At 38.6% G+C, this 13,255-nt stretch carries 11 protein-coding genes and 1 riboswitch; of the genes, 3 read left to right on the top strand and 8 right to left on the bottom strand.

What is annotated here, in order from left to right:
- Positions 1–141 precede the first annotated feature (141 nt).
- The 7 genes from AC625_RS02110 to AC625_RS02080 all read right to left on the bottom strand — a co-directional run bounded on the left by AC625_RS02110 (position 142) and on the right by AC625_RS02080 (position 9,632).
- Entirely contained in the window at positions 142–2,850 is a 2,709-nt protein-coding gene (locus AC625_RS02110) for a hypothetical protein (RefSeq protein ID WP_049679779.1), read from the bottom strand.
- A gap of 770 nt (positions 2,851–3,620) precedes the next feature.
- Positions 3,621–4,643, bottom strand: a complete 1,023-nt coding sequence (locus AC625_RS02105; RefSeq protein WP_049679778.1) for a Gfo/Idh/MocA family protein — start codon at positions 4,641–4,643, stop codon at positions 3,621–3,623.
- Positions 4,644–4,673: 30 nt separating this feature from the next.
- On the bottom strand, positions 4,674–5,396 hold the full coding sequence (locus AC625_RS02100) for a ThuA domain-containing protein (RefSeq protein WP_049679777.1): 723 nt from the start codon (positions 5,394–5,396) through the stop codon (positions 4,674–4,676).
- Between the two features lie 62 nt (positions 5,397–5,458).
- The gene (locus tag AC625_RS02095; RefSeq protein ID WP_049679776.1) at positions 5,459–6,277 is read right to left on the bottom strand and encodes a carbohydrate ABC transporter permease; all 819 of its coding nucleotides are present in this window, start codon (positions 6,275–6,277) and stop codon (positions 5,459–5,461) included.
- Positions 6,277–7,137, bottom strand: coding sequence for a carbohydrate ABC transporter permease (locus tag AC625_RS02090; RefSeq protein ID WP_049679775.1), 861 nt, complete (start codon positions 7,135–7,137; stop codon positions 6,277–6,279). The genes AC625_RS02095 and AC625_RS02090 overlap by 1 nt, the downstream gene beginning before the upstream one ends.
- A 287-nt stretch (positions 7,138–7,424) precedes the next feature.
- Positions 7,425–8,717, bottom strand: a complete 1,293-nt coding sequence (locus AC625_RS02085; RefSeq protein ID WP_049683545.1) for an ABC transporter substrate-binding protein — start codon at positions 8,715–8,717, stop codon at positions 7,425–7,427.
- A 492-nt stretch (positions 8,718–9,209) separates the two neighbouring features.
- On the bottom strand, positions 9,210–9,632 hold the full coding sequence (locus tag AC625_RS02080; protein ID WP_425415472.1) for a YbaK/EbsC family protein: 423 nt from the start codon (positions 9,630–9,632) through the stop codon (positions 9,210–9,212).
- Positions 9,633–9,856: 224 nt separating this feature from the next.
- A riboswitch (PreQ1 riboswitch) is annotated at positions 9,857–9,901 on the top strand.
- Between the two features lie 6 nt (positions 9,902–9,907).
- Between AC625_RS02080 and AC625_RS02075 the strand changes: the two genes are divergently transcribed.
- Together AC625_RS02075 and AC625_RS02070 are read left to right on the top strand one after the other, a co-directional pair.
- Positions 9,908–10,393 carry a QueT transporter family protein gene (locus AC625_RS02075; RefSeq protein ID WP_049679773.1) on the top strand — a complete coding sequence of 162 codons (486 nt, stop codon included), beginning with the start codon at positions 9,908–9,910 and terminating at the stop codon, positions 10,391–10,393.
- 173 nt (positions 10,394–10,566) lie between these two features.
- Entirely contained in the window at positions 10,567–12,213 is a 1,647-nt protein-coding gene (locus AC625_RS02070; protein ID WP_049679772.1) for a PAS domain-containing sensor histidine kinase, read from the top strand.
- Between the two features lie 354 nt (positions 12,214–12,567).
- Here AC625_RS02070 and AC625_RS02065 read toward each other — a convergent pair whose 3' ends face one another.
- Positions 12,568–12,774: a hypothetical protein gene (locus AC625_RS02065; RefSeq protein WP_049679771.1), complete on the bottom strand. Its 207-nt coding sequence runs from the start codon at positions 12,772–12,774 to the stop codon at positions 12,568–12,570.
- 71 nt (positions 12,775–12,845) lie between these two features.
- Here AC625_RS02065 and AC625_RS02060 point away from each other — a divergent pair, with 71 nt between their 5' ends.
- Positions 12,846–13,052 carry a hypothetical protein gene (locus AC625_RS02060; RefSeq protein ID WP_049679770.1) on the top strand — a complete coding sequence of 69 codons (207 nt, stop codon included), beginning with the start codon at positions 12,846–12,848 and terminating at the stop codon, positions 13,050–13,052.
- Positions 13,053–13,255: the final 203 nt, after the last annotated feature.

Below are 13,255 nucleotides of genomic sequence, written 5' to 3'. Positions count from 1 at the left end.
AGGTTTTACTTTAATATTTGAGGAATAGGGTGTCCCAAACGAAAAGGTCAGACCCCACATCTACTATATATCGTTTATGACGTGAACATGGCACGATAAACGGTGTATAGAGTTGTGGAGAGTCTGACCCCTCTCTTTGTCTTATCTACTCGCCTTCTGCATCCATTCATACTGACGTAGACGGACTTCAAAAAGCGTAATTGGATCACGGTATTGCTCTGGACGTTCACGCATTTTATCAAGTGCTGTTTGATTTTCTTTAATTTCATATTCTGATTGTTCAACCGCTGCATGAAGATTCCCTTTTGCGCCGCGGAAAAACATCGTAATGTCGCGATCTAGTGATTTCTCGAACAGTTCGAATTGAGAAAGGAAGTTTCGAGCTATCAATTCAGCTACATCATCATAATCCATCGTTTCCAGGAATTTCTTGTAACGTGTATACATCCCTGCTTTGTTTTGCCCAATTGAACCGAATAGTTTGCCCGCTCCTTTGAGCAACAATTGTGAAGGAGTATGACGAAGCAAGATATTCACATGTTCTATGCGAACTCCACTTGTCATACGATCTGCATCACGACTCCAGTCATCCAGGACTTTAAAGTCACATTGCAAATCCATGCGATTATCCCTATACAAGACATTAAATCCTTCTGCCATTTCATTCAAATCATATTGACATTGGGAGAAATCTTGTTTAGATTCCATAATCCAGTGTTGAAGGGAATTGTAAAATCTCGGCAGCAGTCGACGATTCATATAATCTTGAATTCGAACATTCATTTCTTCATTAAGCGTGAGATGGATTTGGCTGAAATCACTATCTTCCTTCACCAGCTCCGAACTTTCGCGGAGAAGCTCAGGTATGATTTTTTTCAAATCGCTTTTTACTTCTTCTTTAATCGAGCGATAGTTCTTTGAAATGGTTTTTGTTTTTTCTTTTTCCATATCCATTAGCTGGTTAATGGCACCGTTCACCTTCACAACCATTTCTTCATTCCAAGCAATGGACTCTACTCGTTCGTTTTCCATATCAACCCGTTTTTCTAAAAGCGTTGTTAATGTTTGGCGAATATAATATAAAAGAGTATCCGTTCTTAGCTGTTCAATAAATAACCCTGTCTGACTTGCCGCGACGAACTCAGAAGCGTCCTGCATTTGTTTACGGCTCTTGTATTCAGAAGAATAGGCAAAAACATTCGCTCTAGGGAAATCCGCTGCAATGCGCTCAGCCGTTTCATCGAGTATCCGCACTGCATCATTTTCGCTAGAGATCTTATCCATCCGATTCATCACAAAATGAATGGTCAGATGCGGAGTCCGTTTCTTTACCTGTAGCATCATATCACGCTCATAATCTGTGAATGGCGACACCGCATCCAGGACAAATACCATGCTGTCTGCCGCATGACTGATACTTAGAAATTCAGGACTCATCACTGTATGTCGATCCATAGGAGGTGTATCAATAAGTGTGAGTGAATGATCTTGTAAAAATGGCGACGGATAGTTCAGCTCTATGAACGAATTCTGTGAAATATCACGTAAATCCAGCAATGGAATTCGCTCTTTATCCGTGATCTCAAGAATGTTAGGCTCATCACTATCCCGAATGATTAAATAAGCAGGTGTTTCTTCTCCACTAAGCTCAGCGCCAAGTAAGCTGTTTACAAATGAAGACTTATCTGACTTCTCAGTTCCTGTAATTAATAGATGCTGAGTCTCTAAGTCCTTTAACACTTCAACGAGCCATTTTGTTTTTTCTCCTGGATCAACATCATACTTATTTGACCATTGAATCACATCTTCATAAAGTACAGAGCTTGCTTGGAATGATGGTTCACTTACACGTATCTGTGCTAATCGATTTTCTGCATCCCCTACGACTAGTGGATTCATTTGTCCATTAAAGATTCCATCCCATGACAATACAGCTGCTGCGGCAAACATGACCTGAGATGGATCCGCCAGCTTCAACCAATTGCTTAGAAGCTCAGGAACAATTGGTTGTAGTTCATGTACTAAATAATGTCCATCTACTAATTCTAAATAGGTATCTTTAAAAGTATCCGCTAAATCATGCCACGAATGGGTCCCATCAATCTCAATCATGCCGAAGAATGCATTAATCGAAGTTAGCCATTCGAAATAAACCTCTTGCTTACGATATTCCTGCCAAAGTGAAGTTACAAGCTTCTCAAATCGTTTCTGATCGGTTAGCGATAACAATTCTAATACTTGTGCGAAATACTCAGGTAATAGGTTTCTCGTATACCCAAGGTCTACATAACTTTGAAGAACATCAAACCATTTTAATACACCTGTTCTAAGACTTTCATTGACAACAAGCTCAATTGCACTCTCCCAATCTTTTTGACTATCGAAAAATGAACGAGCAAGCTCCGTAACATTTGGATAATCCGGGTGAAAGGATACCACGTTTTTAATCGTTCCAGATGCAAGATCAAACCGCTCTTCTTCTATGTAAAGTGTAAACAATTGCAGCGCCACTTCAGCCCTTAGGACCAGGTTCTCTGAAGCAATTGATTTATATAGTTCTTCAGCTGTAGATAGCATTCCAAGCTCGTAATAGGCATCAGCAACATTCTTCCTCGCCCAAGGCTCTAGCTCTGACCCGATGTTCTCCCATTTAAAGATCGCTGCTTCAAAGTCCTTATAATGAAAATATAATTCTCCTTGTGCATAGCGGATCGTTGACAGTTCAGGAATCTCTTTCTTTTGTTCTTCTAAATACGCCTCTCCCAACAGTTGAATCGGTTCTCCATCTTGAACATCGTTCACGAATGTCTCATAAAATTTTTTGTGAATTAAAAGAGTTTCCGAAACCATTTTAGTCCCCCGTTACCTCATATTTTATAAATCTCAAATGAGAATTTCTTTATAACTACTAACATACTATTTTAACAAAAATTCATGTAGGATAGATTTCTTTCTACTTACAATTGTAGAACAATATTACCCATGTGTGTAAAAAATTTAATAAAACATCCATTTATATGGATGTTTTGTTAAATTTTTTAGACTGTACTCAATAATAAAGGATGGAAATGTCTCCTATCTAGAATGGGCCTATTGCAATCTGGAATTTTAGATTTGCCCACCAAATTTACCTCATTACTCTCATAGTATTTACAGCCGTCAGCAATTGATGGATGAATTCCTCTTGTGAAAAAGCCTGAACAAGTAAGTAGAAATCTCAATACTTCACAAATTAAACTACATACAGATAAAGCAGAAAAATTAGTAGAATTTCCATATAATAAAAGATACTATTCATACCATAACCAGCGAATAAAACCATAAAGGGGTACAACTTGAAAATTTGGTTATGTTTTATTGTTTTGGAATTAATCCCTTACCCAAATACGACTTAAAAAGGCAGCCAATTTGATTGACTACCCGCTATTGGAATATCTCTAACAAATTATGCCCACCACATGTCTGGTTGGGTCTCTTTAATTAGGAGGGAGCCGAGGTTTTTGACTGCATAAGCGAAGCCTTCTTCGATGGCTTCACGTATTACTGAATAGACTTCAGTCCTCGAGACTATCGCTCGCAAAACTTCCCGGCTCTTTTTATCCTCCTTTTTGAACACACCCTTATAGTCGAACTATTTTCTTCGTTTCACTCGATTCCAAAGCCCCAAGGATGACGTTTAAAGATTTCATTCCTTCCAGCCCATTAATAAGCGGCTCTGTATCTTCATTAATACTGTTGATAAATTGACTGATCACCTGTGTATCATACTGACCGCCTGATTCATTCGATTGAATATTCCCTAATCTTAGATTTTCAACTTGCCCATTAGCACGTTGAATAACCAAAGAAAACTCAGGGTCATCCTCTAGCCTCAATACTGCTTTTTCACCATAAATAATCGTCGAGTTATCTTCTTTTACATAAGCCCAACTCGCCGCTAGTGTTCCGATAATTCCGCTTTCTGTCTGCAAAATAAAAGTGGCATTATCGTCTACATCGCTATTTTCCTTCGCACTACTTTTAACAAATGCTGCTACTTCCACGAATTCTTCACCAAACAGATAGCGGAGCAAGTCTGTTTTATGAACCCCTAAATCACCCATTGCTCCGATAAATGCTTGATCTTTTTTAAAAAACCAACTGTCTTTACCGTCAGCGCTCCATGACTCTGGACCGGCGTGACCAAATGCTGAGCGAAAGCTATAGACTTTGCCTATTTCTCCACTTGCGATGAGCTCCTTTGCTATTTGATGGGAATCTACAAAACGCTGATTATGAGCAATCATTAATTTCTTTCCAGCTTTGTTTGCAGCAGCAATCATCTTCTCTGCTTCTTCACGTGATGTCGCCATCGGTTTTTCACAAAGAACATGTTTACCTGCTTCTAAAGCAGCAATGGTCATTGGAGCATGAAGATAGTTTGGCGTACAAATACTAACCGCATCAATAGTTGGATTATTCAGTAGTTCAATAAAATCAGTATATGCCTTTGCTCCATACAAATCCGCTAACTCTTGAGCCCGTTCCTCTACAATGTCGCAAACTGCTATAATTTCTGCAGATTGATTCATTTTATATTCTGGAAGATGGCGGTTCTTTGCGATACTCCCACAACCGATTACACCAATTTTTAATAGACTCATCATTCTCTCTCCCTTTCAATCTGTCTTCTCTTATTTTTCTCCAGATATGGTTTCCAACGCTTGTGCATTTCCATAAACAGGACGAGCGCGTTCTACCGGCTTAACCCACTCAACCGCATTCGAGATCACTTGTTGAATATCAGGGTGATGGTAGGTAGGATATGTTTCATGACCAGGTCGGAAGTAAAAAATCTTCCCGTTTCCACGACGATATGTACATCCACTTCGGAACACTTCTCCACCTTCGAACCAGCTCATAAACAGCAGTTCATCTGGAGCAGGAATATCGAAATGCTCCCCATACATTTCCTCTTTTTCAAGTTCAATATACTCCCCAATACCTTGTGTAATTGGGTGGCTTGGATCAAGGACCCATAAACGTTCCTTCTCATCCGCCACACGCCATTTTAAATCGCATGAGGTCCCCATAAGTTTTTTAAACACTTTCGAAAAATGTCCAGAATGTAATACGATTAATCCCATACCATTAAGAACACGCTCGTACACCTTTTCTACGATTTCATCGGATACCTCGTCATGGGCCTTATGTCCCCACCAAATTAAAACATCCGTTGCAAAAAGAACATGATCCGGTAATCCATGCTCCTCTTCATCAAGCGTTGCAGTCGTAACATCTCGAGTCTCACACTTCAAAAAAGATGCAATAGCTTGATGAATCCCATCAGGATACACATCAGCTACGATCGGGTTGGTTTTTTCATGACGATATTCGTTCCAAACAACTACCTTCATTTTCATCTACTCCTTCGTCCTAACTTCCTTTTTCTCCATTATAGATAATAAGGAAACTCCTATTATTTCACCGCTCCATCTGCAATTCCTTTAATGATTTGTTTTTGGGCAAAGAAATACCCAATGATAACAGGCAAAATGGAAATCGATAATCCTGCTAACGCAAGATGCCATTGTTTCGTATATTGCCCAAAGAAGAAGAATAATTGAAGCGGAATGGTTTCCGTCCCATTTCCTCCAATAACGAGGGATGGTAATAGATAATCATTCCAAATCCAAATTACATTCAATACTCCGACCGTTACCGACATCGGTTTTAATAGTGGAAAAATAATGTACCAAAATGTTTGAAATTTATTGCAACCATCAATTTTTGCTGCATCGTCTAACGATTCCGGAATCCCTTTTAATGCCCCGTGATAAAGGAATATGGATAGACTCGCTCCAAATCCTAAATACATGAAAATCAAACTGCTGCGGTTCAGCATATCAAGTTGACCAAACTGTGATACGAGCGGAATCATAACCGCTTGGAAAGGAATCAGCATTGCAGCTACAAACATAAAGAAAATCACTGTGCTAAGCTTGCTCTTATTTCTTGATAATGCATACGCTGCCATAGCTGAACAAATGATGATAATTATTGTGCTGACAGCTGTAATGAACAATGAATTACCAAAAGCTTTAATAAAGCCAAGTTGTACAAACGCTTGCACAAAGTTGTCCCATGTCCATTCTTCAGGTAGGCCTAGCGTATCTGCGAAGATATCACGTTTTGTTTTGAATGCATTGACTACCATTAAGTAAAATGGCACAAGCCACACGAACGCTAAAAGGATTCCGATAATTTCCAAAAGGAGGAGTCTGCGGTTTTTGAACATTATAATTCAACCTCCTTTTTCTTGTTGTAGTACACTTGCAGCAAGGAAATAGCTGCGACTGTGACAAAGAAGATCATCGCTTTAGACTGTGCATACGCCATTGAATTTTCTGTAAAGGCCGTTTTTACAATATCCATCGCAACCATTTGCGTTGAATTGAATGGCCCACCGTTTGTTAGTGACAAGTTTTGATCATACATTTTAAACGAATTTGACAATGTAAGAAATAAGCTAACCGTGAATGCCGGCGCAATCATAGGAACTGTAATGTTTCGGAAGCGCTGGAATCTATTCGCTCCATCAATTTGCGACGCCTCAATCAATTCTTCTGGTACCGATTGTAGATAAGCAATATAAATAATCATGACATATCCCGCCATTTGCCAGGATGTCAAAATGACCAGGCCCCAAAAACCAGTTTCCGTTGTTGAAAGCCATCCTTGCAAACCCTCAATCCCAATCGACTCGCCTATCGAAGCAAATGCCTTTGTAAAAATGAACTGCCAGATGAATCCTAAAATCAAGCCGCCTATTAAGTTGGGCATAAAGAATACCGTACGTAGAAAACTGCTTGTCTTAATATGCTGAGTCACAATTAACGCAAGCCCTAACCCAATAATGTTGATGACAATAATAGCCGCAATGGAAAATTTAATTGTAAACCAGAATGCATCCCCAAACTCTTTATCGTGAAATAACTTGATATAGTTGTCTAATCCAACAAACTTCGAGATACGAAGACCGTCCCAATTCGTAAATGAATAATATAGACCGGTCAGTAATGGGTAAATCACAACGATGAGGATTGCGACGAGCACAGGAGCTAAAAATAGCCAAAATGATAAATCTCGGTTTTTCATTTGAAACGCCTCCTTTTTGAAAAGCGTAAGCCGAGGCACGCAGAAGTTTTCCTTTCATTCTCTGGATCCGGTTTACTTGTGACCTCGGGGAGCTAGGCTGCTTACGCTAGATACAAAAGCTGATAAAAAACATATATTAGTGCGTGTTCAAAAAGGTGGAGCAGCCCATCCGCAGTTAATTACTTGGTCGAATGTCCACTCCACCACTGAATTGTTTCCCAAGTTGATCGAATACCCACTTTGGTAAAGCTTCACTTTTTCCTGTTAGGATTTAGCAAACCGCTTAATCATTTACCGCTGCGAATATCTTCCCATGCTTTGATATTCTTTTGAATCAATTCGTCCCACGTCATTTCTCCCAATACATAAGCTTGTACGCTTGCTCCGAATTTGTCCTCATTCCAACCAACTGGTGAACCCGTAAATGTCCAGCCAATTGTCTTTCCTGCTGCTGAGTACTCATAGATTTCTTTCGATAGCGGGTCTGCGATCTTCGAAGAATCATACCCTTCATAAGCAGGGATAAATTTAAAATCTTCTAACACTGCTTGTTTACCAGTATCAGAAGTGTACATCCAATCTAGAAATTTCTTCGCTTCTTCTGCAACCGCGTCATCTACCTTATTGTTAACCGCCCAATAGTTCGGTACGCCGACCGGCATTTTTGCTTCACCATCTACAGGTATTGGAATGATACCAATATTTTTTTCTGCTAGCTCTGGATCCATGTCATAGACCGTGTTATACACCCAGTTACCTTGCTGAATGATGGCTACCTGCTCAAGGGAGAAAAGTTCCTCCACTTGTTGGGAATAATCAAGGCTTGTTGTCGGCTGTACAGAAAACTCATTTTGTAAATCAATCATTTGCTTCAACTGATCTCCTTTTGTAAATGCAACAGTTGGAGATTCATAGGCAGTCATTACGTTTCCACCAAATTCGGAAGCTAAGAAAACATTGGAAAGATGGTTCCCTGTTACCCACTTTTCCTTAACAGGGAATGCAAATACCGCTTTGATTTTCAAATCTTTCTTTTTAGCATCCAATTTTTCAACCGCTTCTTTCAACGCCTCATAAGAAGTAAGCTCTTCAGCTTTAATGCCAGCTTCTTTGAAAATACGTTTGTTATAAATAAATCCGTACCCCTCTTGGTTAAATGGTAAGCCGAGTACTTTACCATCTATAGTTACTCCATCAAGTGTGCCATCCAAAGCTGCTTTTGCTGCCTTTGTGTCGCTTAAATCTGTCAAGCGATCGCCAAACTGTTCAATATCCGTTGGCCCGCCGACATTGAATATGGCCGGCTCTTCTTTAGAAGTAAACTTCGTAATTAAAGATTGCTTATAATCATTTCCGCCCCCTACTGTAGAAATCTTTATCTTCACATCAGGGTTCTCTTCTTCATAAGCCTTTGCCAATTCTTCAAATTGACTCTTGAATTCTACTTTAAATTGGAAAACGTCTAATGTAATCTGATCCCCAGAAGCTTTATCGGATGAAGAGCATCCTGCTAAGAATAACGATGACGCTAATACTGCTGAGGCAATGCCCGCTACTTTCTTCAATTTCAATGAACCCATCCCCTTTTTCATTTATTTCTCACAAAAAGCACTTAATGAAATCGTTTGCACAAATGAATAAATATGTAGATTCGTTTCTCTTGAATACCCCTCTATCAATCTATCTATTCACATTGCATTTTATTCTCCACCATTTTACACTGTATCCCCTAAAAATAAAAGCGTTTTCATTGGTAATTTATATATTTTCTACTAATTAATGACGGAAAATAGCGAAATGGCTTTTTTTTGCGCATTATCCCAATTTAGAAGGAGGCAGAACTATTTTTGAACAGTCCCCAATTTTTATATAAAATAGAACAAAAGAGATTTGTTTCAAATGAAGGGAACGCCTATTAAAGAACTTTGATAAACATAAGTACGGCATGGGCTATGGTGAGTAATCTTCTAGACCGTAGGGGAAGATGCCTTCGCTGGACACCAAAGCTCATTAAAAAATTATCCGCTTATCACTTGAAAAAAAGCTCATTCTGTCTATATGCAACATTTTATTTACTCTTCCCCCCACCCTTTACAAACATCAACCCACTCTACCGCGTTTGAAAATTGAAATAATTCATCGCATGTAAGTTCGATTGCTGAATTTGTGCTTCCACAAGCCGGGAACACCGTGTCAAATCGTTGCATCGAGATATCAAGAAAAACGTCTAGGTCACGCACTAGTCCAAAAGGACAGACACCGCCGATTTCGTGACCGGTTTGCAAATATACTTCTTCTGGGGGGAGCATTCTTGCCTTGAATCCAAATAGATTCTTGAATTTCTTATTATCAATCTTTGCATCACCTGCTGCTACAATTAAAAGCGCATTTTCCCCTTCTCCTCGAAACGATATCGTTTTAGAAATGCGAGCGGGAATAACCTGAATCGTTGCGGCTGCCTCGTCCACTGTAGCACTTGATGTTTCGAATTCCATTACATCATCTTCGCGATCATACTTTTTAAAATGGGCTCTTACCTTTTCAATTGCCAACCAAAATCATCCTCTCAGCTTCAAATTTATTTAAAAGGATACACACCTTACAACAATAAAGCAATATGAATGACTGGAATTCTATCCCCATCCATTACTTCCGAAATATCCCTATTGACGTATCCTATCCAACTATTATACTATTAATAGTCGAGTTCAAAGCTTGAGGCTACGTGGTTCGCAACCATCCCACGATAAAAAACTAGGGAGAGATATGTATGAAAACAAAAACATTAGTCGTTAATGCGATTTTAGCTGCTTTATATATTGCAGTGTCATTTTTGATTCAACCATTTGGATTTACTAATATTCAATTTCGGGTATCAGAAATGTTTAATCATTTAATCGTATTCAATAAGAAGTATTTTTACGGAATTGTACTAGGGGTCTTTTTAACAAATTTACTGTTTTCACCGATGGTGCCGTATGATTTAGTTTTCGGAGTCGGGCAATCTGTGCTTTCGTTATTGATTACCATATTTGCTGGACGTTATATCAAAAACAAACTAGCGTTAATGATGGTGAATACACTTGTGTTTACGTTCACAATGTTCATGATTGCTCTTGAGCTAAATCTTGCATTAGACCTCCCATTCCTATTCACATGGTTCACAACAGCTGTAGGTGAATTCGCAGTCATGCTAGTTGGAATTCCTGTGATTTATGCGATTCACAAACGTGTGCATTTTAATAAGTTGTTATAATACTTAGAGGGCCTCCAAATCAACTTGGTGGCTCTTTTTACTTTTCTCACTCTATGTTTGGATAATTTATCATCTTAACTTCTTTCTTTTTCCCCAACTCAAATCTCCATATGGTAAAATTTATAGGTAAAAATATCCTTACTAAGCTGAGCACCAAATAAAGGAGCGCATCCATGCCAAAAATAATTGTATGCATATACGTTACCTGCGGTTTATCCATTCTTTTTTATAAAGAATGGTATCTTACAATTACTAATTTACCTTTTCAAAAGTTGCTGATGATTCAAAGAGTCGAAGGGATTCTTTTCATTGTTATTACTGCTGCTATCCACTACTTTTTTCTAAAAAAGAGAAAAAGCTACACGTTATTAAAAGAAGAACAAGAACGGCTGCAAACATTGATCCATTCAATGTCTGACTTTGTTAATTTCAAAGATGGCCAGGGACGTTGGACTGAAGCCAATAAATTTGGACTCGAACTCTTTCAACTCGAGCAAGTAGACTATAAAGGAAAAAAGGATAGTGAACTAGCTCAATACACTGATTTCTATAAAGAAGCATTAGAGTATTGCGAGACTTCAGATGAAGAAACGTGGGCAAATCGGCAAGTTACTCGGTGTGAAGAATTTATTCCAATGCCTGATGGACTTCACAAAACATTTGATACGATAAAAGTTCCCCTTTTTCATGAAGATGGTTCCAGAAAAGCGTTTATTGTATTCGGGAGGGATATAACTGAACGAGTGAAAGCTGAGCAGCATTTATTGCAAAGTCAGCAACAATATAAATCGCTCTTCGATTATAATCCTGAACCTGTGCTTATGATGGATATAGGTGGTGTGATAACAAATATCAATTCGCGCTTTGAAAGTGTAACTTGCTGGCGATTTGACGATATCACCGGTGTTTCAATCATGGATGTATTAGCTAACTCAAATGAAAAAGAGAATTTGCATCAATCATTAGCCGAAGTTGTTAAGAATAAAACAGGGATTACACATGGAGACATTCGTATTCTTACAAAACATAAAGAGACCGTGTTACTTTCTTTTACACTCGTTCCAATGCTAATAAATGACCAAATTATTGGTGTCATCGGCTATGCACAGGACGTAACGCTCATACGTGAAACCGAAGAAATTCTGAGAAAAACTGAAAAATTATCAGTCGTTGGGAAATTGGCAGCAAGTGTAGCTCACGAAGTTAGAAATCCACTTACTTCTTTAATTGGCTTCGTACAACTGTTAAAATCCAATGAATTAGAATATCAGCATTACTACTCAATTATGTTAAGTGAGTTAGATCGAATTAACCTGATTGTCAGCGAATTGCTCGTCCTTGCCAAACCTCAGGAAATGAAGTTTAGTGATCATAACATCGTGATTCTGATACATGATGTCGTAACATTACTTAAACCTGAAGCGAACTTGAATGGAGCCTCCATTTCTATAAAAGGAAACGAGTCCATCCCATTAATACGGTGTGAAGCAAATCAATTAAAGCAAGTATTCATCAATATTATTAAGAACTCGATTGAAGCGTCAGCAACATCAGTTACAATCGAGTTTTCTATGGCTCATGATCAAGTTACTGTTAAAGTCAAGGATAATGGTCAAGGGATAGAAAAGGCACGAATCAAACATCTTGGGGAACCATTTTATTCATCGAAGGAAAAAGGAACGGGTCTCGGACTGACTGTCAGTTCACGGATCATTGAAACGCACCGTGGGAATATTACCTTTGAAAGTATGCTTGGAAAAGGTACTGAAGTGCATTTGCGTTTACCAATTAATTGTTATTCACAACAGAGCATTGGTTAATTAGCCGATGCTTTGTTGCCAGAATAAACATGCGTTTCGTGATATGAGCTTCCTACATGTATCTATTTTTCACTTCTAACAGATCCTTTTCATATCAATATCCTCTTCATATTCTTGTCGGAATTTCTGGTTATTTCTCCGGGAATACTTACAATATCCGCACTTTCCAATTCTCACTTTTCCATAGTAGGAAAGGGATTCAAGTTCATTTAATTAATCGATTAGTTAGATTCCATTTTGTCAGCACTTGTCACAATATCATTAAAACAAAAGACGAAGTTGTCCCATAAGATTCTGACTTCACGCTCTATACACCATTTATTGTGTCATGTACACGTCAGATAATGTGAAACTTCAATCAGTGGGGGTTAAGCGGGATAAATGATATATAGTGGATGACCCTTCAGTACGTTTCAGATACTCTTTTGTTTTTAACATATCTGAAACGTGCAAGTGAATATATCCCATCACTGTTCCACTTGAACGGCCTCTCCAATCCTCCCCTTCTGTTTCAGCCAGTAAACCTAGTGAGTCCAGAGCTACTATACCTATTTTAATCAAACTATTTTCACCAAATGAAAGGACAAAATTCTAAGAGCCATCATAGTCTATATGAAAAGGGGTGAGAGGAATTGAAAAGGAAACGATTCGACAAACCAGAACCAAAACTTGAAGAGGTAAGCGTCCAAGATGAATCATCCGAACCCAACGATGATCAGTTGGCTGATTTATTAAAAGCCAACCCTTATTTAAAGACGCTGGCTCAACAGATTAAACAGAAAAGACAAAGTCTTCTATTCACGAAAAACAAACCCACTGACAATAAAGTGCATGACTAATACCATACATGAAAGCATCTGAAATATTTCAGATGCTTATTTTAATTTTCTCCCACACTTAACGGGCAGTTAGACCCCCTACTGATGGAAGTTTCACTTTATTTAGAAATTAAAAAGAGCGGTTTCAAAAGATGGGATGCCAAACTACAGGATCGTACATGCATTAATAAAATATAAAGAGGATGTCCCGTAAAGATCTTGAC

Source organism: Peribacillus loiseleuriae (assembly GCF_001183985.1).
In the GTDB taxonomy this organism is placed as follows: domain Bacteria; phylum Bacillota; class Bacilli; order Bacillales; family DSM-1321; genus Peribacillus; species Peribacillus loiseleuriae.
The sequence above is the reverse complement of the archived record's forward strand: the minus strand, read 5'-3'. Positions and strand labels throughout refer to the sequence as shown.